42 protein-coding genes, 1 tRNA gene and 1 pseudogene are annotated in these 19,199 nt (G+C 57.6%); 29 read left to right on the plus strand and 15 right to left on the minus strand.

Going from position 1 to position 19,199, the window contains the following annotated elements; all coding sequences use genetic code 11:
- Window positions 1–10 precede the first annotated feature (10 nt).
- A tRNA-Lys gene (locus tag AC6H34_RS26120) sits at window positions 11–86 on the plus strand.
- A 28-nt stretch (window positions 87–114) separates the two neighbouring features.
- Here the strand turns inward: AC6H34_RS26120 and AC6H34_RS26125 are convergent.
- The 13 genes from AC6H34_RS26125 to AC6H34_RS26185 all read right to left on the minus strand — a co-directional run bounded on the left by AC6H34_RS26125 (window position 115) and on the right by AC6H34_RS26185 (window position 5,732).
- Window positions 115–978 carry a tyrosine-type recombinase/integrase gene (locus AC6H34_RS26125; RefSeq protein WP_497540719.1) on the minus strand — a complete coding sequence of 288 codons (864 nt, stop codon included), beginning with the start codon at window positions 976–978 and terminating at the stop codon, window positions 115–117.
- A 215-nt stretch (window positions 979–1,193) separates the two neighbouring features.
- Window positions 1,194–1,385: a hypothetical protein gene (locus AC6H34_RS26130; RefSeq protein WP_497540720.1), complete on the minus strand. Its 192-nt coding sequence runs from the start codon at window positions 1,383–1,385 to the stop codon at window positions 1,194–1,196.
- 190 nt (window positions 1,386–1,575) lie between these two features.
- Window positions 1,576–1,905 carry a hypothetical protein gene (locus AC6H34_RS26135; protein ID WP_497540721.1) on the minus strand — a complete coding sequence of 110 codons (330 nt, stop codon included), beginning with the start codon at window positions 1,903–1,905 and terminating at the stop codon, window positions 1,576–1,578.
- The gene (locus tag AC6H34_RS26140; protein WP_497540722.1) at window positions 1,902–2,576 is read right to left on the minus strand and encodes a hypothetical protein; all 675 of its coding nucleotides are present in this window, start codon (window positions 2,574–2,576) and stop codon (window positions 1,902–1,904) included. Before AC6H34_RS26140 ends, AC6H34_RS26135 begins: the two co-directional genes overlap by 4 nt.
- Window positions 2,573–2,824: a hypothetical protein gene (locus AC6H34_RS26145; RefSeq protein ID WP_497540723.1), complete on the minus strand. Its 252-nt coding sequence runs from the start codon at window positions 2,822–2,824 to the stop codon at window positions 2,573–2,575. Before AC6H34_RS26145 ends, AC6H34_RS26140 begins: the two co-directional genes overlap by 4 nt.
- The gene (locus tag AC6H34_RS26150) at window positions 2,814–3,116 is read right to left on the minus strand and encodes a hypothetical protein (protein WP_497540724.1); all 303 of its coding nucleotides are present in this window, start codon (window positions 3,114–3,116) and stop codon (window positions 2,814–2,816) included. The genes AC6H34_RS26145 and AC6H34_RS26150 overlap by 11 nt, the downstream gene beginning before the upstream one ends.
- Window positions 3,106–3,357 (minus strand): hypothetical protein, encoded by a 252-nt coding sequence (locus AC6H34_RS26155; protein ID WP_497540725.1) that lies wholly within the window; start codon window positions 3,355–3,357, stop codon window positions 3,106–3,108. The genes AC6H34_RS26150 and AC6H34_RS26155 overlap by 11 nt, the downstream gene beginning before the upstream one ends.
- Window positions 3,358–3,859: 502 nt before the next feature.
- A complete protein-coding gene (locus AC6H34_RS26160) occupies window positions 3,860–4,348 on the minus strand; it encodes a hypothetical protein (protein ID WP_497540726.1) in 489 nt (162 codons plus the stop codon).
- Window positions 4,341–4,571 (minus strand): hypothetical protein, encoded by a 231-nt coding sequence (locus AC6H34_RS26165; protein WP_497540727.1) that lies wholly within the window; start codon window positions 4,569–4,571, stop codon window positions 4,341–4,343. Before AC6H34_RS26165 ends, AC6H34_RS26160 begins: the two co-directional genes overlap by 8 nt.
- A gap of 29 nt (window positions 4,572–4,600) precedes the next feature.
- On the minus strand, window positions 4,601–4,846 hold the full coding sequence (locus AC6H34_RS26170; RefSeq protein ID WP_497540728.1) for a hypothetical protein: 246 nt from the start codon (window positions 4,844–4,846) through the stop codon (window positions 4,601–4,603).
- Entirely contained in the window at window positions 4,846–5,175 is a 330-nt protein-coding gene (locus AC6H34_RS26175; protein WP_497540729.1) for a hypothetical protein, read from the minus strand. The genes AC6H34_RS26170 and AC6H34_RS26175 overlap by 1 nt, the downstream gene beginning before the upstream one ends.
- Window positions 5,176–5,186: 11 nt before the next feature.
- Window positions 5,187–5,423, minus strand: a complete 237-nt coding sequence (locus AC6H34_RS26180; protein ID WP_497540730.1) for a hypothetical protein — start codon at window positions 5,421–5,423, stop codon at window positions 5,187–5,189.
- A 78-nt stretch (window positions 5,424–5,501) separates the two neighbouring features.
- Window positions 5,502–5,732, minus strand: a complete 231-nt coding sequence (locus AC6H34_RS26185; RefSeq protein ID WP_497540731.1) for a hypothetical protein — start codon at window positions 5,730–5,732, stop codon at window positions 5,502–5,504.
- A 428-nt stretch (window positions 5,733–6,160) separates the two neighbouring features.
- On the opposite strand from AC6H34_RS26185, the gene AC6H34_RS26190 reads away from it, so the two are divergent.
- Window positions 6,161–6,346 (plus strand): hypothetical protein, encoded by a 186-nt coding sequence (locus AC6H34_RS26190; RefSeq protein ID WP_497540732.1) that lies wholly within the window; start codon window positions 6,161–6,163, stop codon window positions 6,344–6,346.
- Window positions 6,347–6,377: 31 nt separating this feature from the next.
- On the opposite strand, the gene AC6H34_RS26195 is transcribed toward AC6H34_RS26190, so the two are convergent.
- The gene (locus AC6H34_RS26195; RefSeq protein ID WP_497540733.1) at window positions 6,378–6,635 is read right to left on the minus strand and encodes a hypothetical protein; all 258 of its coding nucleotides are present in this window, start codon (window positions 6,633–6,635) and stop codon (window positions 6,378–6,380) included.
- Window positions 6,635–6,973, minus strand: a complete 339-nt coding sequence (locus AC6H34_RS26200) for a helix-turn-helix domain-containing protein (RefSeq protein ID WP_497540734.1) — start codon at window positions 6,971–6,973, stop codon at window positions 6,635–6,637. The genes AC6H34_RS26195 and AC6H34_RS26200 overlap by 1 nt, the downstream gene beginning before the upstream one ends.
- A 92-nt stretch (window positions 6,974–7,065) precedes the next feature.
- Here AC6H34_RS26200 and AC6H34_RS26205 point away from each other — a divergent pair, with 92 nt between their 5' ends.
- The 27 genes and pseudogenes from AC6H34_RS26205 (at window position 7,066) to AC6H34_RS26335 (ending at window position 19,196) form a co-directional block, all read left to right on the plus strand.
- Window positions 7,066–7,272, plus strand: a complete 207-nt coding sequence (locus tag AC6H34_RS26205) for a hypothetical protein (RefSeq protein WP_497540735.1) — start codon at window positions 7,066–7,068, stop codon at window positions 7,270–7,272.
- Complete coding sequence (locus AC6H34_RS26210) at window positions 7,269–7,397, plus strand: hypothetical protein (RefSeq protein ID WP_497540736.1); 129 nt, start codon at window positions 7,269–7,271, stop codon at window positions 7,395–7,397. The genes AC6H34_RS26205 and AC6H34_RS26210 overlap by 4 nt, the downstream gene beginning before the upstream one ends.
- A 1-nt stretch (window position 7,398) precedes the next feature.
- Complete coding sequence (locus tag AC6H34_RS26215; RefSeq protein ID WP_497540737.1) at window positions 7,399–7,548, plus strand: hypothetical protein; 150 nt, start codon at window positions 7,399–7,401, stop codon at window positions 7,546–7,548.
- Between the two features lie 199 nt (window positions 7,549–7,747).
- Window positions 7,748–8,128, plus strand: a complete 381-nt coding sequence (locus tag AC6H34_RS26220; RefSeq protein WP_497540738.1) for a hypothetical protein — start codon at window positions 7,748–7,750, stop codon at window positions 8,126–8,128.
- The gene (locus AC6H34_RS26225) at window positions 8,125–8,676 is read left to right on the plus strand and encodes a hypothetical protein (protein WP_497540739.1); all 552 of its coding nucleotides are present in this window, start codon (window positions 8,125–8,127) and stop codon (window positions 8,674–8,676) included. The genes AC6H34_RS26220 and AC6H34_RS26225 overlap by 4 nt, the downstream gene beginning before the upstream one ends.
- Window positions 8,673–9,035, plus strand: coding sequence for a RusA family crossover junction endodeoxyribonuclease (locus AC6H34_RS26230; protein ID WP_497540740.1), 363 nt, complete (start codon window positions 8,673–8,675; stop codon window positions 9,033–9,035). Before AC6H34_RS26225 ends, AC6H34_RS26230 begins: the two co-directional genes overlap by 4 nt.
- Window positions 9,035–9,214, plus strand: coding sequence for a hypothetical protein (locus AC6H34_RS26235; RefSeq protein WP_497540741.1), 180 nt, complete (start codon window positions 9,035–9,037; stop codon window positions 9,212–9,214). The genes AC6H34_RS26230 and AC6H34_RS26235 overlap by 1 nt, the downstream gene beginning before the upstream one ends.
- Window positions 9,211–9,996 carry an ERF family protein gene (locus tag AC6H34_RS26240; protein ID WP_497540742.1) on the plus strand — a complete coding sequence of 262 codons (786 nt, stop codon included), beginning with the start codon at window positions 9,211–9,213 and terminating at the stop codon, window positions 9,994–9,996. The genes AC6H34_RS26235 and AC6H34_RS26240 overlap by 4 nt, the downstream gene beginning before the upstream one ends.
- The gene (locus tag AC6H34_RS26245; RefSeq protein ID WP_497540743.1) at window positions 9,989–10,648 is read left to right on the plus strand and encodes a lambda exonuclease family protein; all 660 of its coding nucleotides are present in this window, start codon (window positions 9,989–9,991) and stop codon (window positions 10,646–10,648) included. The genes AC6H34_RS26240 and AC6H34_RS26245 overlap by 8 nt, the downstream gene beginning before the upstream one ends.
- A gap of 4 nt (window positions 10,649–10,652) precedes the next feature.
- Window positions 10,653–11,162, plus strand: a complete 510-nt coding sequence (locus tag AC6H34_RS26250; protein WP_497540744.1) for a hypothetical protein — start codon at window positions 10,653–10,655, stop codon at window positions 11,160–11,162.
- 250 nt (window positions 11,163–11,412) lie between these two features.
- Window positions 11,413–11,736 (plus strand): HNH endonuclease, encoded by a 324-nt coding sequence (locus AC6H34_RS26255; protein WP_497540745.1) that lies wholly within the window; start codon window positions 11,413–11,415, stop codon window positions 11,734–11,736.
- Window positions 11,729–12,001 (plus strand): hypothetical protein, encoded by a 273-nt coding sequence (locus AC6H34_RS26260; RefSeq protein WP_497540746.1) that lies wholly within the window; start codon window positions 11,729–11,731, stop codon window positions 11,999–12,001. Before AC6H34_RS26255 ends, AC6H34_RS26260 begins: the two co-directional genes overlap by 8 nt.
- A gap of 226 nt (window positions 12,002–12,227) precedes the next feature.
- The gene (locus AC6H34_RS26265) at window positions 12,228–12,383 is read left to right on the plus strand and encodes a hypothetical protein (protein ID WP_497540747.1); all 156 of its coding nucleotides are present in this window, start codon (window positions 12,228–12,230) and stop codon (window positions 12,381–12,383) included.
- Window positions 12,383–12,940, plus strand: coding sequence for a helix-turn-helix domain-containing protein (locus AC6H34_RS26270; RefSeq protein WP_497540748.1), 558 nt, complete (start codon window positions 12,383–12,385; stop codon window positions 12,938–12,940). Before AC6H34_RS26265 ends, AC6H34_RS26270 begins: the two co-directional genes overlap by 1 nt.
- Entirely contained in the window at window positions 12,937–13,353 is a 417-nt protein-coding gene (locus AC6H34_RS26275) for an endonuclease domain-containing protein (protein WP_497540749.1), read from the plus strand. The genes AC6H34_RS26270 and AC6H34_RS26275 overlap by 4 nt, the downstream gene beginning before the upstream one ends.
- A complete protein-coding gene (locus AC6H34_RS26280) occupies window positions 13,350–14,183 on the plus strand; it encodes a hypothetical protein (RefSeq protein ID WP_497540750.1) in 834 nt (277 codons plus the stop codon). The genes AC6H34_RS26275 and AC6H34_RS26280 overlap by 4 nt, the downstream gene beginning before the upstream one ends.
- Window positions 14,184–14,211: 28 nt before the next feature.
- Complete coding sequence (locus tag AC6H34_RS26285; protein WP_497540751.1) at window positions 14,212–14,607, plus strand: hypothetical protein; 396 nt, start codon at window positions 14,212–14,214, stop codon at window positions 14,605–14,607.
- A pseudogene (locus AC6H34_RS26290) lies at window positions 14,607–14,756 on the plus strand (ClpX C4-type zinc finger protein); the annotation flags it as partial. The gene AC6H34_RS26285 and the pseudogene AC6H34_RS26290, both read left to right, overlap by 1 nt.
- A 47-nt stretch (window positions 14,757–14,803) precedes the next feature.
- The gene (locus AC6H34_RS26295) at window positions 14,804–15,124 is read left to right on the plus strand and encodes a hypothetical protein (protein ID WP_497540752.1); all 321 of its coding nucleotides are present in this window, start codon (window positions 14,804–14,806) and stop codon (window positions 15,122–15,124) included.
- Window positions 15,125–15,128: 4 nt separating this feature from the next.
- On the plus strand, window positions 15,129–15,335 hold the full coding sequence (locus tag AC6H34_RS26300; RefSeq protein ID WP_497540753.1) for a hypothetical protein: 207 nt from the start codon (window positions 15,129–15,131) through the stop codon (window positions 15,333–15,335).
- Window positions 15,332–15,586 carry a hypothetical protein gene (locus tag AC6H34_RS26305; RefSeq protein ID WP_497540754.1) on the plus strand — a complete coding sequence of 85 codons (255 nt, stop codon included), beginning with the start codon at window positions 15,332–15,334 and terminating at the stop codon, window positions 15,584–15,586. The genes AC6H34_RS26300 and AC6H34_RS26305 overlap by 4 nt, the downstream gene beginning before the upstream one ends.
- Before the next feature lie 4 nt (window positions 15,587–15,590).
- Window positions 15,591–16,172: a hypothetical protein gene (locus AC6H34_RS26310; RefSeq protein ID WP_497540755.1), complete on the plus strand. Its 582-nt coding sequence runs from the start codon at window positions 15,591–15,593 to the stop codon at window positions 16,170–16,172.
- A 383-nt stretch (window positions 16,173–16,555) separates the two neighbouring features.
- Window positions 16,556–16,747 carry a hypothetical protein gene (locus tag AC6H34_RS26315; protein ID WP_497540756.1) on the plus strand — a complete coding sequence of 64 codons (192 nt, stop codon included), beginning with the start codon at window positions 16,556–16,558 and terminating at the stop codon, window positions 16,745–16,747.
- Between the two features lie 36 nt (window positions 16,748–16,783).
- A complete protein-coding gene (locus AC6H34_RS26320) occupies window positions 16,784–17,236 on the plus strand; it encodes a DNA-packaging protein (RefSeq protein ID WP_497540757.1) in 453 nt (150 codons plus the stop codon).
- Complete coding sequence (locus tag AC6H34_RS26325; RefSeq protein WP_497540758.1) at window positions 17,223–18,515, plus strand: hypothetical protein; 1,293 nt, start codon at window positions 17,223–17,225, stop codon at window positions 18,513–18,515. The genes AC6H34_RS26320 and AC6H34_RS26325 overlap by 14 nt, the downstream gene beginning before the upstream one ends.
- Window positions 18,515–19,015 (plus strand): hypothetical protein, encoded by a 501-nt coding sequence (locus tag AC6H34_RS26330; protein ID WP_497540759.1) that lies wholly within the window; start codon window positions 18,515–18,517, stop codon window positions 19,013–19,015. Before AC6H34_RS26325 ends, AC6H34_RS26330 begins: the two co-directional genes overlap by 1 nt.
- On the plus strand, window positions 18,990–19,196 hold the full coding sequence (locus AC6H34_RS26335; protein ID WP_497540760.1) for a hypothetical protein: 207 nt from the start codon (window positions 18,990–18,992) through the stop codon (window positions 19,194–19,196). The genes AC6H34_RS26330 and AC6H34_RS26335 overlap by 26 nt, the downstream gene beginning before the upstream one ends.
- Window positions 19,197–19,199 lie beyond the last annotated feature (3 nt).

Here is a 19,199-nt window from a genome sequence, read left to right on the forward strand (position 1 = left end):
TTGTTTCGATGGGCGCATAGCTCAGTTGGTAGAGCAGCTGACTCTTAATCAGCGGGTCCTAGGTTCGAGCCCTAGTGCGCCCACCATCGAAACAATTCGCATTTGATTTTCCTATCATTTTTCGGCTTTGTGGGCATCCGGTTCCCCTTGTGGGGCATAGCGGTTCACTTCCTGTTCGCTCTCAAGCTTCGACATGGCTTCCCTGGCAAGCTTTTCCCGGTTAGCTTTCCGGGTATACAACGACGCCATGCCGCCGCCCTTCCAACCAAATATGGCTTCGAGCTGGGCGACTGTGGCACCGTTGTTCGCGGCCCTTGTCGCGCCTGCCTTTCGTAGGCCGTGGGCAGAACCAAGCACGCCTGTATCGTCGCAGACCTTGCTGAACCAGTTGCCGAAGCCTGCCTTCGTCATCGGTCGGCCGTGCTCGCCAACGATAAATGTTAGCTCACCCGTTGGGCCGGCATCGATACTGGCCTGAAGGCTCGCTAGAACTGGCGCAATGATCCATTCACCTGTCTTCTCGCTCTTGATCGAAAAGACGCCGTTGCGGATATGCTGCCGGCCAAGGCGCACAGCATCTCCGCGGCGAAGGCCGGTATAGATTAGGATATCGAAGGCGAGACGTTCGCGCGTCCCGATCTTCCACTTGGCCTCGTACTTTTCTACCTCATACTCAGTCCATGCATGGAAACCCTCGGTCTTGACGCGAAGGCTTGAAACGCCCTGTGTCGGATCGGCCTTCACCAGATCGGCATCAACGGCCCACTTGAACAGACCGCGCATGGCTTTCAGGAAATTGTTAGCTTGGAATGGCGTGGCCTTTCGGCGTTCTCGTCCTTCAACGATGTGCTTGCGATTGATCGCGACATAGGGCTTGTCGCCGGATTTGTCCGTCACCTGCTTAAGGATAAGCTCGTACTTGCGCCTAGTAGCCAGCGACAGTGAAGCCCACGCGCCTGAATCATGATAGCGCTTCACGAGCCAGGAAAGAGTTCCAGATGGCGCTACCCCCTTTTTGGGGGCTTCATGGCCGGCGACAGCAGCGTGGTACTCCGCGGTGAATTCCGGAGAGCCATAAGCGCCATGGATGCGAATGCGCGGTCCCTTCCCACGACGTACGTACCAGACAGTCGAACCGTCTGCACGAAGATGCTTCTGAAGATATGGCGGTCGCGGCCTGGGCATGTCGTCTATCAAAGAATGATTTCCTCATCCTTGACAATTGGCTCGTCCCGGTTTTTGCCCGCTATCCTATGGTCTGGCTCAATCATCTCCGCAATGAAACTGTCCTTCGTCGGCACGATCCGCACATGGACGCCGTTGCGCTTGGCAGCGCTGAACAGTCGATCCATCTCCGACTTTGTAAAGCGAGCGCGCCGGGTCAATCTCCACCTCCCCGCCCGTCAGGGTCTTCCGGGGCTGACGCGAAGTGTTGTTTTTTCCACTCTTCGTAGTATGAGTCACCACTTACTGTGAGCCACGCTTCTATGATCTGAACGAATGTCTTCTTCGAGACGGGGGAGTTTGTGTTTTCGCGATACAATTCGTACGCTTCTTCTATCTCCTCAAGCGCTGTCATCCCTTCCGCTCCGTGTCAGGTTCTTCCGGCGTGAGGGCGGCGCGGTAAGCCTCCATTGCTGCGTTGTAGCGCCGATACTCACCAAACGGTTTCTCATCGCCGTACAGAGCACGCAGATGATCACGTGCTTTCGGATAGCATTCGTCCAAGCTTTCGCGCATTGCCTCCAGTGCTACCCGCATGCGCTCTTGCCCCTCGCGGTGGCCGGTGGCGTGGGCATGACGGAGCAGGTCAGCGACGGCCTTTATCGCAAGCGTTGAACCGATATCGCTAAGCGGCATGGAATGAGCCACTTCACGGGCCTGTTGTTCTGCCCAGTCCATCATTCACCCCTCCCAGCGTAGGCGCGGAGCATGGCGGCGAGCCTGGCGCGAATGTCTTTGGCCTTATTCGTAAGCGCTGACAACAGCCTTGGCGGTATGTCGTTTTTGTAGTCATCTAAACACTCATCTAGCGCTTGCACCGCCTCTACCGCCTTCTCGACCTCCCCCACGCTGGCGGCGGGCGGGGCGTCTTCCGGGTGCAACTCTGCCATCGTCGGGACCGGTGTGCGGTCTCCTTCCTGCCATCCTTCCATCCAAACGGTGTCGTAGAACTCCATGATCGTCTCGACAGGGTCGTTCTGCCGCATCATCTGGTCTCGGCTCAATTTCTGCCAGAGTTCCTTGCAGCGCTTGCGCCAGTCAGGGTCTATCTGCGACGGTCTGGCGGGCGGGGCGGATAGGGCTTGGGCGATGGCTACAGGTCGCACTCTCAGTTTTGCACGCTCCAGAGGATCGCTTGTGCCTCCCCAGAAATACTCCCCGCTTTCGACAACGTAGGCGTCTCGCTGCATGAAGGTGCCGTTGCGCACCACAGTCGAATACTCCGTCATAAAGCCGTAGTATCCTCGCTCAGTCACAAACAACCCCTCGGGGCAGTCGTCGAGTTCGCACCACTCTCCTTCCGCCACAATCTCAGCCGGTATCTTCGCCTTCTCGGTCTCAGCGGCGCTCATAGATGGTTGTCCCTTCCATCGAAACGAGCAACAGAAAAACTGTCCCACTCGTACTGGTCTAAGTTGTCAGTCTCGCCATCACGATCGAAGCACTTCTCTCGCGATCCAACTGGCGCAATACCGATCTCACCAATCCTGGCCTGTACCTCGACGTTCTTTGGCATGCGGCGAAGCACGGACCGCAATTCCTTCCACCATGCCCTTTCTCGCACTGTCATTTGGCGTCTCGGCTCGGTCTCAGTGGTCATGGGTGGCTCCTGAGAGTGCGGCGCGGGAGCGGCGAAACTCGATGCGCTGCGTTTCCCCTTCTTTGACGGGGAGCCATGGTGCGCGGTCGAGTATGTCGCGCCAGCGCCATTCCCACGCCACCACCTCCGGCGCGGCTGGCTGGGGCTTGGCGGCTTCGAGGCAGGCGATGCACATCCGAAGCTCGTCGATAGAAATTGGCACAAGTATGCGCCCTCCATCGGGTACTACCTTCTCAGCCACTGGAATTTCTGCAGCTAGGCGTTCAGCCAGCGCCTTCTCATCAATCTTCACGGGCTTGCTCCTTCTGGGCGGCGCTAGCCTTCAGCATGGCGTCGGCGTGCGCGAAGGCGTCTGTCGCCATAGCCTCTCTGTTATCTGTCCTGCCAGAGTACGTTGCGTTCGCCGCTAGCAGCCCCGCCAGAGCCTGCCCCGCGAACCAGTCACGCAGGCTCATGCCATAAGTGGGGTCCCAGCCATTCTTGTCGCTGCCCTGGCCTGGGAAAGCGTATCCACCATCATCAATGCGAGCCATCACTCCCCCTTCCCGGCGCTGGCGGCGGACAGGGCAGAGCGGGCCACGTCTGCCCAAGCAGCGATGCGCAATTCCCGCTGTTCAATTAAGTACGCATCGCGGGTTGGAGGCTTCGAAACGGCGGAGCGCCCGTCGCGGACTACTTGCTTCAGCTTCGCAATTTCAGCCTCAAGCTCAGCGATCCGCGCTTGCGCCCCATCTGCGGGGCGGGAAGAGAGAGCCTTGGCCGACGCACGCAAGATGCCCCGATAGGCGTACGGCATGAAATCCTTGTACGATATGTCATTCAAGCTGTCGGCAAGGCCCGCCGTGTCAGCTTCGCCGCCTGTCCCCTGTAGCCTCTCCCACGCCGCTGCGGCCTCGGCTTGCGCGGGGTACCAGGCGGTGGAGGCGGGGCATCGAGGGGCCAGACTACATCCAACCCTATATTCTGGGCGATCAATCCTAATGTGGCTTTCATATTTGAGAGCTTCGCCATGACATTTGCACGCTGACAATTCGCTCATCCCGCGTCCTCCGGTGTGGGGTTGGAGGCGAGGAAGGCGGTTACTTCCGAAAACGGTTTCTCTCCAATCATAAACTTGCCGCCGGACGCGCAACTTACAAACACGCTGTCTCCCTCACCTTCGACCCACTCCGCGACAGCACCAAAGCGTTTCAGCAGCTTGGTTGCAGCGGCGAGTTGGGCCTCAGCGTCCAAGCGCATCATGGTTTCATCGAGCAAGGACACTCTTAGCCGCTCGATCTCCGCATCCTTCGCGGCGAGTTGGTTCATGAGATCTTTAATGCGCTCACGATGAAGCTTAACGTCATCAGAGAGATCTGGGCCTCCTTCAAATGGGTCGCATCCTGCGCGTTCAGAATGGTTCTCAACGATCTGCAGCTGCGTTCCGTCTAAAGCACCCTGAAGCTGCTTGTGGCGGATACTTCCCGCATCCCATCCAGCAGCGTAGAGAAGGCGCTGCATTGGCGTCCGCTTCGTCTCAGTCATTGCCGCGCTCCTCTTCTTTGGAGAGGTCGAGCTGCTGACGGTCGGGGAAGGCTGGCGGAATAAGCCGATCTCCGATTTCGAAAAGTTCACCGTCAGTGACGGGTCGACGGATATTCAACACAGCCCATTCGCCGTCTCGAAACTCGGCGGTCTCCCAAGTTTGGGAGTCGACACAGACCCAGTAAAACCCGTCTTCCCGTTTCGTCATCCGCTCAGCGCTCATGGGTAGCTCCGTTGGTGTCGTGGGGCATGTCATGCGCTTAGTTCCTTCAGCTTCTTACGCTCGTGCGGATTAAGCTGTACCGGCCGCTCATAGACGCCTGCCTGGACCAGCGTTTCGATCACGACCGGGCGGTATGACAGGGACCGTCGCGCCTGCTTCTGGCCGGTGTCTTTGTCATTCTCGATCTGTTTGTCTGCGTCGCCAGCGCAATGAGCGTCCAGACGAGCGCGGTAAACCGCCAGGGTGATACGATCGATATCGGCGGAAGAAAGCATCACGCCGCCTCCTGCCGCTGCCGGCCGGCGTCGTAGGCGGAAGGGCGGCCGTAGTAGGCGGCAAGGCCGGTCTCGATGGCGTGGCCAAGAGGGAGATTGATCGCAATCGCGTTGGCAATCTCGAAGAACCACAGGTCATCCGGCTTCAGGGTAACGAAGTGGCTCTTGCACACACCCGGTACCCACGTGTTTAGCTTGATCTCCACTACTTCCCAATCGCGGGGAGACGAGCGCATGTCGATATACGCAGCGCCGTCGACCGTTGCAGTTGTCATGCCGCCGATATGGATGATGGGAAGATCACTGAAAGCTTGGGTAAGGTCGGCCATCACGCTCTCCTTCAGGGAATTTGCTGAAGCGGTGAAATTTTGAAGTCGATGATGTCGATGCCGAATTCGATTGAGACGCCATCGTCACGGCTATTCGTGCTGGTGACGTAGCCAATGATCCGGATCGGGAAGCCTTCTGTTGCAGGTCCGGAGGTGTTCTTCCCCTTCAACACCTTTGCCAAAGCCTTGCGGCCGGCAGTCACGTCGATGCTGGCAAATCCGGAAGTCTTGATCTTGGGGGTAGCCATCTGTCCCATCCATTTTCGGGCGCTGCCCGGTGGTTGCGTGAACTCACTGCTGCGCACCGCAATGCGCAGGGTGTGGGTTCAGCGAACGCGAGACACGGGGCATTCTGAATGCTCCGCGATATCGAAAGCGCACTGCTGAGCGTCGCTAAGGCTTGTGAAAAACTCGGTGTCGTACGGCTCGTCGCCAACTGGCATGCAGCAATATTTGAAGCCGTATTCATCCAGCCATTCGCGGGGCATGACGTGTGCGCCGACTTCAGCGACCATGGCGTCGATCTCGCCGTATGCTGCGTACTGGATTGCGGCCATCTTCCATCTCCTGTTAGGGCGCTGCCCGGTGGTGATGGGATCAATCTGCATCACATGCATATTGCATGTCAAGCATTATCTGCATCTCATGCATATTGATTTTCACGCAACAAAAAACCCGCCTGGTGGGGCGGGTTAAAAATGACTTTGGATATTTGTTAGCGGGGAGTTGACGGCTGTAGAGAAAGCCGCCCTCGCAATTGACTCCAGCTCTACAGAATCAGCAAGATCAACGCTGTCGGCGCGAAATGATTCGTGGCGACAAAGGAAACCCGGGAAGCGGTGAGACGCAACCCGGGCCATTATCAACCAGACCCACAGCTTGGAAGGCACCGGGTCAGAATTGGAGTGTGATCACTTGGTGACCATCATCTTATTCGCTCTCGGTGTCAACCCTGGCTTGGGCCCTTTTATAGGAAACCAACGCCATGAAAATTGGCCGTACCCCGAGCCGCAGGCTCACCCTGGCTGACGCCATTCTTATATGGAAGCTCTTCATGGATGGCATGTTTCAGAACCGCATTGCGGCTCTGTTGGATGTCAACCCAGGCCGCGTGAACGAAGTGGTCAAGCGCCACAAGTTCCCGGAAGCAGAGGCTATGGCTAAGGCCTGATTTAGAGAGGGGCGGCTTCGGCTGCCCCTTTTTATTCCACCCCCTCCGGCGTCTCCCCGAACCTCGCAAGCACCACAGCATCGTCAAAGTCCCCAAACTGCGGATCGCCGGTCCTGGAAAAGGCTATGGCGCCGACGATCGTCTCATCATCCCTCACTCGCCCGACTTTCATCTGGGCGCGCACCTCTGCCACGTTTCGGGATGGCGCTTCCTCCGCCTCGAGCGGCACCAGCTCGCCGTCTTCGGTGCGGATGAAGGGAAGGACGACGAAGTAGGTTATGCGGGGCATCAATCACCCGTGCCGGTTTTCAGCATCGTTTCTACGACGGCCTTTATCTCTTCCTGCTTGCGCGGAGGAGCTTTCTTCAAGCTATCGACAATCGACCACGGTGACTCCGATCCCGGCTTGCGGATTAAGAGATCGACCGGATCGCACATGAGATATTCAGCGGCCAATTCAAGGAAATCCTGGCCATAGGGCAACTTCCCGTTTTCGGTACGACCGTAGGTTGTTGTGTCGATACCGATGAATTCGGCTACCTGCGCTTGAGTTTTGCCACGGTACTGCCGCCACTCTTTCACGAAGATTGGCTGACGATGGCGCTTTGGTTTGGGAACAGGAGGCATGCAGCAATCATGCCCCACGGTAAAGAGTCGTCCATGCCATCTCATGCATAATCTGCTTGACATGCATATGCATCACATGCAGATTGCTGAGCATGACATTCGATGAATTCCTCTCCGCTCAGAAGATCACAGACGCTGAAGCCGCAGCCCGGCTCAAGCGCGATCAGACGCTCATCGGTAGGTACCGCCGCCGGATAGTCACGCCGTCGCCGGAGATCATCGCCGAGATCGTGGATTGGTCCGGAGGCTCAATCAGCCCCCGTGAACTTCTGGCCCACGCCAACAGGAGCGCCGCATGAGCCCCCTCACCGAATACGCCCTCTCCATCCTGATCTTGTTCGGCCTCGTCTGGTTCGCGGCGGTGTTCTTCGTGCCGGTCAAGCCGACTGCAGGGAACCCGCCGATTTCCGATCGAGGATACTAGCATGTTCAGCGACCCACACTTCTACGCAGGCATCCTACTGGGCATTGTCGCGACGTATTTCGTAAGTGGCCTGGTCGCGCTCGCAGTCTGCCGTTTCATCCGCGCAACCGAGAACGAGGTGACGGAACACCTCTATCGGTGGCCTGAATGACGGCCTTCCTTTCCCTCCCGGGAAACTTTGACCCTCTGCCCTTTGACAAGGCCGGGGCTCGCAACTTGGCCGGGCGGTTCGCGCCGCTCGGCCCCTTCGAATTCTTTTCGCGCTCGCCGGACGTCCTGCAAGATCTTCCAGGCAAGCGCTCCTATCGGCTTCATGTCCATCCCCTTTCCTCACTGAAGGAAAGCACGAGATGGACCGACAGATCATACAGTCTTCCCGGCTAAATCAGCCACACGAGAAAATGATGAGTGCTGCATACGTCGAGCAGAGTCAGGACCTAATCAAGGTGCTGGCCCGCCAAAACAGTGAAGGAGTGATCGCGCGCAAACTGCGCATCACGACAGGCACGCTGCAGAACCTTAAACGCGGGCGCCTGAAGTCGATCCCGGTCGATCTTTGGGCACGGTTGAATAACGCAGTCGCGAATGAACTGCGAGCCGAGATTGGCCGATTGGAGGCAACCCTTGCGCTGGTTGATGAAAGCACTCGTCGAGTTGGTGACGGCGAAATGGCGGCGTTGGCGCAGCAAATCGAGAGAATGAAGAGCCTTCTCCAGGAGCGTACGAAATGAACCGCAAGCAGCTTGCCTCCGCCATAGACGATATCGACCGGCAGATTGAAGAACTGCAGGGCGACAAGCGCGAACTGTTCAGCGCGTACCGCGAAGCCAACGGAAAAGCCGAATGCAAGGCTGCGCAGGCTGCGATCAAACTCCGTCAGAAGTATGCGGACGGCAAGGGCACTGAGATTGAAGAGCACGATGCACTCGTTGCTGAGATCTTCGTGGAAATTTCCGATCGCGCGCCGCGCGCCACGCGTAGCAATGATCATGCCAGTCCGGAGCGTCGGCGCACAACCCGCCAAGAGCGCATGGACGATAGCATGGCAGAGCACGTTGAGCAGTCCGCTGAACTGGCTGCACTCGGCATGATCACTCCAGAAGCCCATGCCGAGAATGTGGCGATAGCCGCCGGCATGGTTAAGAAATTCGGCACCGGTCTGAAGGCGGACAGTTTCCCGCCAGACCACAAGATGCACATCCGTCTGACAGATGGCACATCGAAGCAGGTCACCTACGCTGAGTTCTATGCCGGTCTCCAGCAGGAGGCGACGATATGAACAGCATCGTCATCAATCTGCCGATACCGCCTTCCCTGAACAACCTGTTCGCCAATGCCGGCCGGCGCCGCGTTACGACGCCCCGCTATGCGGCTTGGCTTGAAGAGGCTGGACTGCATCTCAACCGGCAGCGCCCGGCTTCCATCGAGGGCTGGTACGAGCTTTTCGTCTACCTACCCGCCAAGATCCGTGGCGACGTCGATAACCGCCTCAAGGGTGTATCCGACCTACTGACGAAGCACGCGGTCATTGAGGACGATAGCCTTGCATGGGCCGTCCACGCCATCCGCGACCATCGCGTCGAAGGCGAGTGCCAGGCCGTGATCCGACCCGTCTGCGATGCGGAAAGGGGCGTTTGATGACGCGCAAGATTACCATCTCCGACCTCAAAGACATGGTGGCCTGGAAGAAGTCCCGTCACCAGAACCCCGCCTTTTGGGAGCGCCGTCTCCAGGAGGCAGTCATCACCAAACTCAAATCAGAAGTCGCCGCCAGCCGGCGCAAGCAGCGCGATCTTCGCGTGGAGGAAGTTCGATGAGCAATGCAATCGCTACCAAGGAAGAGACCGCCGTCCAGTTGGCGCCGGCCGCATCGGAAAGCGCCGCCGTCATCCAAATGATCGAGCGCGTTGCGCTCAATCCCAACGCTGACATCACGAAGCTGATGCAGCTTCTGGAGATGCGCGAGCGGATCGAGGCGGCATCCGCTAAGAAGGCCTTCTTCGCTGCCCTCTCTGCCGCACAGGCCGAAATGAAGCCGGTGGCGCGCACCGCCGACAATGATCAAACGAAGTCGAAGTACGCGACGCTTGAGGCCATCGCAGATGCAATCACGCCCATCCAGACCAAGTACGGCTTTGGCCTGACTTACGACACGGCTGATTGCCCAATCGCCGGCCATTATCGCATCGTCGCTGAGTTGTCTCACGAGGCGGGCTTCGCGAAGACGTATCACGCCGATATCCCGATCGACGGCACCGGCATGAAGGGTAACGCCAATAAGACGGCAACCCATGCTTTCGGTTCAACAATCAGCTACGGGCGCCGGTATCTCAAACTTATGATCTTCGACATCGCCACCAAGCGCGATGACGATGATGGCAACGCTGCTGGACGGACGGATCGCGAATTCCTGAGCGAACTTCAACTCACTGCCATTCGCTCGGCTCTTAAGGCCAGTGGCGCCAGCGAAGAGAAACTGCTGGAGCATCTCAACCTGCCTCAACTTGAGGGGATTTTCGCCGACAAGTTCGACGCTGTGATGAGCATCATCAAGGCGCGGAGTGAGAAGGCCAAGGCGAAGGATGGCCAACATGGTTGAGGTCATCCGCTGCGAGCAGGGAACGGAAGAATGGCTGCGGGCCCGCATGGGCATTCCTACGGCCTCTGAGTTCGATACCGTTATGGCGTCAGGGCGAAATGGCGCTGAGAGCAAGACCCGACGTACCTATATGCTCAAACTGGCCGGGGAGATCCTGACTGGCGAGTTATCGGAGGGCTATTCCAACGCCCATATGGAGCGCGGCAAGGAAATGGAGCCGGAAGCGCGCAGTCTGTATTCGTTCATGTTCGACGCAGAATTGGACCAGGTCGGGTTCATCCGTTCCGGAGCGAAGGGGTGCAGCCCAGATAGCCTAATCGGCAATGACGGTATGTTGGAGATCAAGACCAAGCTGCCTCATCTGCTCATCGACGTCTTGCTTCGCGGAGAATTTCCGGCCGAGCACAAGGCCCAATGCCAAGGCGCGCTTTGGGTTGCGGAGCGTGAATGGATCGACATCGGGGTCTACTGGCCCAAGCTGCCGCTGTTCGCCAAGCGCGCATACCGCGATGACGTGTATATCGCCAACCTTGCGAAGGCAGTCGACCGCTTCAACGATGAGTTGGCGGAGACGGTAGACAAGGTGCGCCGTTACCAACTGCCATCGCTTGCGGTCCCGCGCATCCCTCATGACATTCTGATGGCGGGGTGATGCGATGGATACCGCGCCCCTCATTGCCACCTGGGACGGCGAAGCCTTCGCTCCGCTGCCTCGCTACGCCAAGGAATGTGACAACGCCTATGTGATCGGCGAGCGCTACCGCATCGATATTATCGAGGAGCGCTCGGCCAAATCGCATCGTGCATATTTTGCGATGCTCAACGAGGCGTTCCACAACCTGCCAGAGGATATAGCCGAGCGTTATCTCAGCGTGGAGCATCTGCGCAAGGCTGCACTTTGCGCCACAGGCTATTGCAACGAGATGCAGATCGCGAGCGCCTCAAAGGCTGAGGCGATCCGCACGGTCGCCACCATCAAGGCTCTCGATACCTACGCCGTCTGTGTGGTGCGCGATGCTGTTGTCTTCGTTCGCACCGCTCACAGCCAGTCTACCAGATCGATGGGCCGCGAGAAATTCGAGCGCAGCAAGAACGCCGTGCTCGACTATTGCGCCTGCCTGATCGGCGTCCAGCCACGCGTTCTTGCTGAAGTGAGGGCAGCATGACTAATGCTCTGCAAATTGTTCGCGCCGTCATTCCCGATGCTGATGACGACTTAGTCGAACACATTATGTGGGCGAGAACCCCATTCCCTTGCGGGCGGGTTAGCGCGCGCGATGTTTATAAGGCAGCGAGCAGTTGGCGACGTGCGGCTATCCGCGACATCCGTCTTTGCGACTTCTGCCATAACAAAGCGATCTTCGACAGTTGGTTGTGCCGTAGCTGCTCAGACTCCCTTCATCCTGGGAGGGCGGCATGACACGCAAGAGCTTCAACGCCAAAGAACGCGGACGCCTATTCAGTCTCCACGAAGGCCGCTGTTACCTGTGCGAAGGCAAGATACAGGCAGGCGAGGCTTGGGAGATCGAGCACGTCATTCCATGGGCGTTCTCCCGAGATGACAGTGACGACAATCTGCGCCTGGCTCACGTCAAGTGTCATCGGGTTAAGACTTCAAAAGACGTTCACGACATCGCCAAGGCCGATCGCATCTACCAGAAGCATCACGGCCTAAGGCCGAAGAGCCGTTTTCGGTTTCCTAGTCGCCCCTTCAGCAGGGAAGTCAAGCGCCATGCCTAAGATGGAAAAGGTCAAACACGAACTATCATACCATGCTCGCATCCTTGCCGCCCGGCTCAGGCGCGGCGCCTACCTCTTTACCGAAGTGAGTGAAGATGAGGACGCCAGGGCCAACCATATGCTCCTGTTCTTTTGCTCTGACACGCGCAAGAAGTGCGGTCAGAAAGCACCGCTTGAGCTAATCGCCAAAGGCAAGATTAAACCATCTGAGGACGGACTCTTCGCTGGCTTCAGCCAGACCTACTATTGGGCTGGCGAGCCATGAGAGAGGCCCCAACACCTCAAGAGCGCCTTCGACCCTACGGCGTCCGCGCTCAATTCGTCAGGACCGCCCGCAAGCTCGCAACTGGCGCGATCAAGCCGTCCGATCTTTCTCCCTCTCAAAAGCAGGAAATGGCGATCTGCCTAGAACAGACAGCGCTCCTATACGACCAACTTAAGCCGATTGAGGCCGAAGTTATCCGCCTTCTCAAGCAGCGCGAGGCCGCAGCATGAATTACATCCAGATCAAAAAGGCATCTGCAATGTGGTGCCGCGGCTTCGATACCTTCGCCATTGCAAAGAACCTTCGTCTCAGTGAGGCGGTCGTCTACGCCAACCTGGAAGCCATCAAGGATGGTGCATACATCATCAGGAGCGCCGCCTGATGTATAATCCATTCCGGATAGACCCGTCAGAAATCCGTGTCACCAATCCCCGTGATGCCAGGGCACGAATTGCCGCCGCTGCCATTGCCTTCAGGCGTTCGAAGCAGGAGCAGGAAGAGGCAAAGCGCCTCGCCGCTATTCAAGCCAAAGAGTCATTCAGACTTGAGCAAGAGCGCCAGTTGAGGGAGGCAGTTCAGGCTGCCAAGACCCGCGAGGCGCTTAGCAAATATCGCCTTGCCTACGACAGCCTCGCTCCTGTGGTCGTCGATATCGAACAGGTAGAGCAAATCACTCCTCGCAAACGCAAGGTCGCTGAGATTCTTGCTGACATAGCGTCGGCCCACGGCTTGTCGATCGATATGCTCAGAAGCTGCCGACGAACTGGCCCATTGGTGGAAGCCAGGATGGAGGCTTACTACACCATCGCCAGCGAGCGCCCGGACATCTCATTTCCAGAAATAGGGAGATATCTCGGCGGCAAAGACCACACCACTGTGATGTACGGCGTCCGCGTCTACGCCGAACGGCACGGCCTGCCGCCGGTGGTGCGCAAATGAGTAGGATGCCACAGAAAATAGTTCGTCTTCCAGACGGCACCGCCGAATATGTTGATGACTGGGATGAGATTGGGCAGCATGAAAGCCCGATAGAGACGGAGATGCATCGCCTTATCCGCAATGCCTTCGATGAGAATACGACCATCATCCCACAATGTGAAATAGGCCGCTATCGCGTAGATTTTGCGCTTAGAATAATGCGCCCATCGGACATGGCAGTTGTTGTTATAGAATGCGACGGAGAAGAATTTCACCGGAACTATTTCAAGGAGATAGCGCGCGAGAGAGATCTAAAGAACCTCGGCGTGCATCGCATCATTCGATTTACAGGGTCAGATATTTTCAGCCGCCCCGATGAGACTCTGCTTGGCGTCAAGAATACCGTCATTGCTTACGGCGGGAAGCTGAAATGAGCAGATGGTATCGCGCCTATGAAGGAACCGTAACGGACCCAAAGCTCGCAGAAGCTGCGCTGGTTGCCGGCTGTTCGCGCGCGGTAGCAATCGCAGCGTGGCATACCATCCTTGAGAGCGCCGCGTCGGCCCAGGAGAAGGGAAGTTTCGATACAACTCCTCGCAGGGTGGCAGTTACCCTTGGTGAGCCTGTAGCCTCGATCGAAGCCGTGTTCTCCGCTTTCGAGGAACTGGGGATGATCGATGGCCGCATTGTTGCGGCCTGGCAGCGCCGTCAATTCGAGAGCGACAACAGCACAGAACGTTCCCGTAAACTAAGGGAACGTCGTCGCAAAGACGATGCAACGTTGCAGGGACGTGACGCAACTGCACCATATATTACAGAAACAGATACAGAGAAGAAAGAGGAGCCTTCGGCTCTTCCCGCGAAGGCGCGGAAAGCCAAACCGCTCCCACGGACCCTGATCGCCATTCTTCCCTCCCCTCCGACTGAATACGTCGAAGCGGCCCAGCGGCATGGAATGCCAGTTCATGCCATCCCACCGCAGTTCCAGAAATTTCAAGACTACCACACAGCCAAAGGCAACCGTATGGCCGATTGGCTGGCAGCATGGCGTACTTGGTGCGGAAACTTCAATGACTACGGCCCTCGGGTGAAAAATGGCAAACCTTCCGGTATCTTTGAATCTCTCGACCGCCTCGAAGCTGTCGTCTCTGGCAGACCAGATCAGCCGTCCTACTGTCCTGAACCAAACGACGGTTCTTCTGGCGGAGGAGGACTGCAGAGCTCTGATTTCGGCGTCTTCAGGCCAGCAATTGGCCACAGGTAGCGAGGCGATAGGCTTAGTTCGGGGCCTGATGTCGCTGTATCGCAAGGCTGATTTTGACGACCCGGATATCTTCTCGACGGCGCTTTGCGCTCTTTTTGCCGAGTATCCAGCATCTATCGGCCGCCAAGCAATTGATCCCGTGCGCGGACTTCCTTCCCGTTTGAAATTTCCCCCGTCAATTGCCGAAGTGAAGGAGGCTTTAGACGGAGCAATGAACCGTCGCCGTCTGATCTCACACCGTGCGAAATGGATGCTTGACGAGCGCACCAGGCGAGAAGCTGAAGCGGAGCGCCTGAGAGAAAATGCATCGGTACCTGCCTCCAGAAAGGCAGAACTTGCCGCCGCTCTCCAAGCCGTCTTCGCCAAGAACTGCATCGGTGACAAGAAATCCCCCACCCCACCATCAAAAGCAGAGGCTGCGTGATGAGCAAAGCCATACCCAATCCGAAGGCACCGGATCAAACTTGCTACTGCTCGTTCTGCGGCAAAAGTCAGCACGAAGTTAGCAAGCTCATCGCCGGCCCGGGAGCCTACATCTGCGATGAGGACGTCCTCCTGTGCTTGGAAATATTGGTGCACCCCAGGCCAATCAAGTTTCCAGATCGTAAGGGAGACTCGGCATGAGCAAGAGCTACGACGAGATGTCGATCGAGGAGCTGCTTCGCGAGGAGAAGCGGCAGTATGCGAAATACGATGGCGAGGCCAGCCTGCACATCACGTTTGTAGTGTCTGACCGCCGCGCCGCCCGTGACACGATACTCGACCTGGCAGAGAGCCTGGAGAGCGAGGGGCTTGTGGTGGTGCCGATAAAACCTACCAAAGAGATGCTTTGGGCGCCTTGGTGGGGTGATGAAGGCATGAAAGAAATTTGTGAGATCGTGTGGGAGGATATGATCGCCGCCTCACCTCTCCCCTCGCCCTGCGAAAGCAAGGGAGGGTGAGGGCATGGCTGATTACCTCGACGACCTCAATCGCCATGCTCGACGCCTGGGCTTGCCTGCCAATTTCTTCGAAGCCATGCGAACGGATTGGGCTGTCAACGATGCCTTCCGCATGATCGTGAAGCAACTGGACATCATGGAGGCGAGCGAGAAGCGGCTTATGGAACTCGAATTCGCCGTCCGACTCAAGCCATCCAAGGAGACGAAATGAGCGTGACCACTACTCAAAATTCGCAGCGTTGGAAGCCGCGTCCGATTGGAGCTGAGAAGCTGTTTGATCTGCCACCCAAAGAGCGAGTTCCCTACCTCGTGCAAATTCTTTGGCAGATGCAAGGCAAGATTGACACGCTGGAAGCAGAAAACAAAGAGCTCCGATATCGCTCTCTTCAGACTTTCATCGATGAGGCTTTCAAGGATGGTTTCGAAGCCGCTATGGCTGTCAAGCCCCTTCCAAAGGACTAACCCCATGGCCAAGCGTCTGCGCAAAAAGAAAATCGTCGTCCGCGAGCCCAATGGCAGGGCTTCGCGTCGCATCACAGAAGTCCGTCAACGCACAGAACTCACGGAGCGTGAAATGAAGGCCACTGCAATCGCCGCTCGCATGCGCAGGACGGGCTTGAAGGAAGATCTGGTAGATGGGAAGCCCGAAACAGGAAAACCCAACGTAGGGACTCCGCAGGGCCTTCTAAGGCTACAGGGCTATATCAACGACGATCAGTGGCAAGCCGCGGAATGGTACTGCCATCGCCGGAACGAATATCTGCAGGCTGTGAAAGCGCCTGGGGCTCAGTGGCAACCGCACGAGCAGCCCACTTCGAGCGATCCTGCTGCCTATGCCCGCTGGTGCGACAATGCCAAGGCAGCATGGTCCTCGATACGCCAGTGCCTGCATAGGGCCAGCATTGAAGCACGGTCCCCCATCATGGCTGCCTTCGATCATATCCTAGAACGCGGTACAGAGGGCTTGCATCACATGTACGGTGATCTTCGCATTGGCCTGAATGCGGTTTATCGTGAATTTCTGGTGGCAAACAAGAGGGCCGCTTGACAGCCGAAGCGCGTTGATTCATATGTCATTTTAATCATTTTCAGATTTGCGCCCAGCCGGAAGGTTCGGGCGCTTTTAATCCGCACAAACCCCCAAGTAGGTAGCGAAAGGGAAGGTTGAGCGCTGGGGTAGTCGCCCTTGATCAGGGAGAGGCGCCCTGTAAGTTCCAATTCATGCGGCAGACGGACAAGGCTTTGGCCCGTAAGCGACTAGGCCAACGGTGGTATATATGGGCCGACCCCACATATTCGACCACCGCGCCAAGAGCGAACCGGGGTGGGTAGCGAGTGGTCTAGTCCGCATGAACTTCTTAACCCCTACCCGCTACGTGCAGGTAGACACCGCCCAGCATCAAGCTCGGGCGGTTTTTGTTTTGAGGTAGCATGCATCCGAAGCCCAAACCCATCCGCCGCACAGAGCGCAAGGGACAGAGCATCTACCGCAATCCCGGCAAGGGCTTCGTTCTTCCCCGCCTCAACGAGCCGGAAGAGAAGACAGAGGCTGTCGGTTTCATCGACTGGCGAGAATACGAATATGACGGAGGCACCGTTCTCCGTAACCCCACCGCCCAGTGAAAGCCGAGGCGGGTTTTTGTTTTTGAGGCCTTGCGTATGGCTGCTCCCATCGGAAACCAGTTCTGGAAGGCCAGGAGCACCCACGGGCGCAATCCGATATTCGCCTCGCCGGAGGATCTGTGGGCGGCCTGCGTCGAGTACTTCGATTGGGTCGAGGAGAATCCGCTCTACGAGGCTAAGGCGTTTGCATTTCAGGGCATGGTGAAAGTCGAGAGCCTACCGAAGATGCGGGCCATGACCATCACAGGCCTTTGCATCTTTCTCGATATCAGTCTTCAAAATTGGACAGAGTATAAATCGCGTGAAGGTTTTTCTGACATCACCACGCGCATTGACGAAATCATCCGAACGCAGAAGTTTACGGGCGCGGCGGCTGACCTGCTGAATCCCAATATCATTGCTCGTGAACTTGGCCTTGCTGAGAAGCAGGAACACAGTGGCGATGTTGCCTTCACCATCGTAACCGGTGTCCCGCGTGACGGTGATTGAGACTGGCTATCGCGCCCGCCAAGCCTTCCACGCCTTCCACCGTCGCAAGCACCGCTTCGCCGTCCTCGTTTGCCATCGCCGTGCTGGCAAGACGGTATCGACCATCAACGATCTGATCGACGCGGCACTTCGCTGTGAGAAGACGGCCCCCCGCTACGCCTATATCGCGCCGCTTTACAGCCAGGCCAAGAACATCGCCTGGGACTACCTCAAGCGCTACACGGCGGTTATCCCAGGTCGCACGGTGAACGAGGCCGAACTCCGCGTCGATCTTCCAGGCGACCGCCGTATTCGACTCTTTGGTGCCGACAATCCTGACAGCCTGCGTGGCATTTATCTGGACGGTGTTGCTCTAGACGAGCCAGCGCAGATGAAAAAGGCGATGTGGGAGGAAGTTATCCGCCCTGCCCTCGCTGATCGCCACGGCTTCGCGGTGTTCATCGGTACGCCCAAAGGCAGAGATTGGTTCTACGATCAGTTCCGCCGGGCCGAAAAGGACGATGCCTGGTTCACAATGACGCTCAAGGCCAGCGAAAGCGGCTTGCTGGCGCAGAGCGAAATCGACGAGATGACGAAGGACATGCCGGCTCCTGTCATTGCGCAGGAAATGGAGTGCAGCTTCGAAGCTCCTGACGTGGTGCAGTTCATACCTACCGATCTTGTCGATACCGCTCGGAAGCGAGTTCACGATAGGCCGGGTGGTGCAAGAGTGATGGGCATCGACGTTGCCAGGTTTGGTGATGACCGCAGCGTGATCCTGACGCGCAACGATGTTGTCGAGAGTATCCGTGTCTTCCGCGGAATGGACACGCAGCAGCTTGCGGCAATGGTCGCAGAGGAGTCCGCACTAAAGCGTCCAGACGCTGTGTTCGTTGATGGCGCTGGTGTTGGCGGCGGCGTGGTCGACCGGCTGAGAATGCTGGGTTATCGCGTTGTGGAAGTTCAGGCAGGCGGCAAGCCCAATGCCTCGGATCGCTACCTCAACAAGCGCGCTGAGATGTGGGGCGAGATGCGCTCTTGGCTGAAGGATCGTGGCTCGATCCCTGATAGCCAGCATGCCGAGGAACTGACACGGGATCTGGTTTCTCCACAGTACAGCTACGACAATGCCAATCGCGTTGTGCTGGAGAAGAAGTCGGACATGAAGCTGCGCGGCATTCCATCGCCCGACATAGGCGATGCGTTGGCGCTGACGTTTGCTGAGCCTGTCGCTGCTCCCGAGCTGCGCGGCATTGCCTGGGCTGAGCCTGTCAAAGAGGACGATCCTTTCGATTATTGATGATCACCATCCGCCCCGCCACTCTCCGCGACATGACGTTCGTTGCCGCAAACATGCGGGATCAGGATCGTAGGGAAATACGAGCCGTCATCAATGCGACGGACACTGAGATAGGCGCCATGCTGTTTGCTGGATCTCCCAGCCTCGCCTGGACGGCATGGATCGATGATGCGCCGGTAGCGGCGTTTGGGGTTGCTAGCCTGTACACGGGGCTGGGATCAGGCTGGGCATACATGACGCCAAGGGGCGTTGCAGCTCTGAAGCACGCCACACGTTTCATGCTTCGTCACGTGAAGCCTCTGCTGATTGCAGAAGGGTATCGGCGCATCGAAGTGCGGACGTCGATCGATCACGATGTCAGCCATGCATGGTTGGTTCGCTTGGGATTTCGTCTTGAAGGCACCGCCTACGATTACGGCGCTGGTGGCGTCGACTTTCTCACGTTCGCGGCCACGCGCCAAAGGAAACAGACTGATGTGCTTCTCCAGCCCAAAGATTGATCCGCCCAAGCCGCCGCCAATACCCAATCGTGCAGATGATGCCAACCAGGCAGCAGTGCAGGCCTCGATCAAGAAGCTGCGCAACAATGGCAACGACCAGACCAACCTGACTGGCGGGCTTGGCGATGCCGGGTTTGGTTCGAACGTCAATCGCGCCACGCTTCTCGGGCAGACGCAGTAAGCC

This window comes from Labrys sp. ALF-8, from assembly GCF_059699065.1.

Bases quoted from the DNA above. Each gene is read 5' to 3' on its own strand.
- AC6H34_RS26185 (WP_497540731.1), bottom strand. From the start codon at position 5,732: ATGGCCGCAATCCAGTACGCAGCATACGGCGAGATCGACGCCATGGTC.
- AC6H34_RS26310 (WP_497540755.1), top strand. From the start codon at position 15,591: ATGGCCAAGCGTCTGCGCAAAAAGAAAATCGTCGTCCGCGAGCCCAAT.
- AC6H34_RS26235 (WP_497540741.1), top strand. From the start codon at position 9,035: ATGACGCGCAAGATTACCATCTCCGACCTCAAAGACATGGTGGCCTGG.
- AC6H34_RS26160 (WP_497540726.1), bottom strand. From the start codon at position 4,348: ATGACTGAGACGAAGCGGACGCCAATGCAGCGCCTTCTCTACGCTGCT.
- AC6H34_RS26200 (WP_497540734.1), bottom strand. From the start codon at position 6,973: ATGCCTCCTGTTCCCAAACCAAAGCGCCATCGTCAGCCAATCTTCGTG.
- AC6H34_RS26270 (WP_497540748.1), top strand. From the start codon at position 12,383: ATGTATAATCCATTCCGGATAGACCCGTCAGAAATCCGTGTCACCAAT.
- AC6H34_RS26215 (WP_497540737.1), top strand. From the start codon at position 7,399: ATGTTCAGCGACCCACACTTCTACGCAGGCATCCTACTGGGCATTGTC.
- AC6H34_RS26260 (WP_497540746.1), top strand. From the start codon at position 11,729: ATGCCTAAGATGGAAAAGGTCAAACACGAACTATCATACCATGCTCGC.
- AC6H34_RS26265 (WP_497540747.1), top strand. From the start codon at position 12,228: ATGAATTACATCCAGATCAAAAAGGCATCTGCAATGTGGTGCCGCGGC.
- AC6H34_RS26255 (WP_497540745.1), top strand. From the start codon at position 11,413: ATGACACGCAAGAGCTTCAACGCCAAAGAACGCGGACGCCTATTCAGT.
- AC6H34_RS26230 (WP_497540740.1), top strand. From the start codon at position 8,673: ATGAACAGCATCGTCATCAATCTGCCGATACCGCCTTCCCTGAACAAC.
- AC6H34_RS26195 (WP_497540733.1), bottom strand. From the start codon at position 6,635: ATGCCCCGCATAACCTACTTCGTCGTCCTTCCCTTCATCCGCACCGAA.
- AC6H34_RS26320 (WP_497540757.1), top strand. From the start codon at position 16,784: ATGGCTGCTCCCATCGGAAACCAGTTCTGGAAGGCCAGGAGCACCCAC.
- AC6H34_RS26315 (WP_497540756.1), top strand. From the start codon at position 16,556: ATGCATCCGAAGCCCAAACCCATCCGCCGCACAGAGCGCAAGGGACAG.
- AC6H34_RS26240 (WP_497540742.1), top strand. From the start codon at position 9,211: ATGAGCAATGCAATCGCTACCAAGGAAGAGACCGCCGTCCAGTTGGCG.
- AC6H34_RS26245 (WP_497540743.1), top strand. From the start codon at position 9,989: ATGGTTGAGGTCATCCGCTGCGAGCAGGGAACGGAAGAATGGCTGCGG.
- AC6H34_RS26295 (WP_497540752.1), top strand. From the start codon at position 14,804: ATGAGCAAGAGCTACGACGAGATGTCGATCGAGGAGCTGCTTCGCGAG.
- AC6H34_RS26250 (WP_497540744.1), top strand. From the start codon at position 10,653: ATGGATACCGCGCCCCTCATTGCCACCTGGGACGGCGAAGCCTTCGCT.
- AC6H34_RS26280 (WP_497540750.1), top strand. From the start codon at position 13,350: ATGAGCAGATGGTATCGCGCCTATGAAGGAACCGTAACGGACCCAAAG.
- AC6H34_RS26135 (WP_497540721.1), bottom strand. From the start codon at position 1,905: ATGATGGACTGGGCAGAACAACAGGCCCGTGAAGTGGCTCATTCCATG.
- AC6H34_RS26300 (WP_497540753.1), top strand. From the start codon at position 15,129: ATGGCTGATTACCTCGACGACCTCAATCGCCATGCTCGACGCCTGGGC.
- AC6H34_RS26335 (WP_497540760.1), top strand. From the start codon at position 18,990: ATGTGCTTCTCCAGCCCAAAGATTGATCCGCCCAAGCCGCCGCCAATA.
- AC6H34_RS26175 (WP_497540729.1), bottom strand. From the start codon at position 5,175: ATGGCCGACCTTACCCAAGCTTTCAGTGATCTTCCCATCATCCATATC.
- AC6H34_RS26210 (WP_497540736.1), top strand. From the start codon at position 7,269: ATGAGCCCCCTCACCGAATACGCCCTCTCCATCCTGATCTTGTTCGGC.
- AC6H34_RS26145 (WP_497540723.1), bottom strand. From the start codon at position 2,824: ATGACCACTGAGACCGAGCCGAGACGCCAAATGACAGTGCGAGAAAGG.
- AC6H34_RS26205 (WP_497540735.1), top strand. From the start codon at position 7,066: ATGACATTCGATGAATTCCTCTCCGCTCAGAAGATCACAGACGCTGAA.
- AC6H34_RS26225 (WP_497540739.1), top strand. From the start codon at position 8,125: ATGAACCGCAAGCAGCTTGCCTCCGCCATAGACGATATCGACCGGCAG.
- AC6H34_RS26140 (WP_497540722.1), bottom strand. From the start codon at position 2,576: ATGAGCGCCGCTGAGACCGAGAAGGCGAAGATACCGGCTGAGATTGTG.
- AC6H34_RS26170 (WP_497540728.1), bottom strand. From the start codon at position 4,846: ATGCTTTCTTCCGCCGATATCGATCGTATCACCCTGGCGGTTTACCGC.
- AC6H34_RS26285 (WP_497540751.1), top strand. From the start codon at position 14,212: ATGTCGCTGTATCGCAAGGCTGATTTTGACGACCCGGATATCTTCTCG.
- AC6H34_RS26330 (WP_497540759.1), top strand. From the start codon at position 18,515: ATGATCACCATCCGCCCCGCCACTCTCCGCGACATGACGTTCGTTGCC.
- AC6H34_RS26190 (WP_497540732.1), top strand. From the start codon at position 6,161: ATGAAAATTGGCCGTACCCCGAGCCGCAGGCTCACCCTGGCTGACGCC.
- AC6H34_RS26275 (WP_497540749.1), top strand. From the start codon at position 12,937: ATGAGTAGGATGCCACAGAAAATAGTTCGTCTTCCAGACGGCACCGCC.
- AC6H34_RS26180 (WP_497540730.1), bottom strand. From the start codon at position 5,423: ATGGCTACCCCCAAGATCAAGACTTCCGGATTTGCCAGCATCGACGTG.
- AC6H34_RS26165 (WP_497540727.1), bottom strand. From the start codon at position 4,571: ATGAGCGCTGAGCGGATGACGAAACGGGAAGACGGGTTTTACTGGGTC.
- AC6H34_RS26155 (WP_497540725.1), bottom strand. From the start codon at position 3,357: ATGGCTCGCATTGATGATGGTGGATACGCTTTCCCAGGCCAGGGCAGC.
- AC6H34_RS26220 (WP_497540738.1), top strand. From the start codon at position 7,748: ATGGACCGACAGATCATACAGTCTTCCCGGCTAAATCAGCCACACGAG.
- AC6H34_RS26305 (WP_497540754.1), top strand. From the start codon at position 15,332: ATGAGCGTGACCACTACTCAAAATTCGCAGCGTTGGAAGCCGCGTCCG.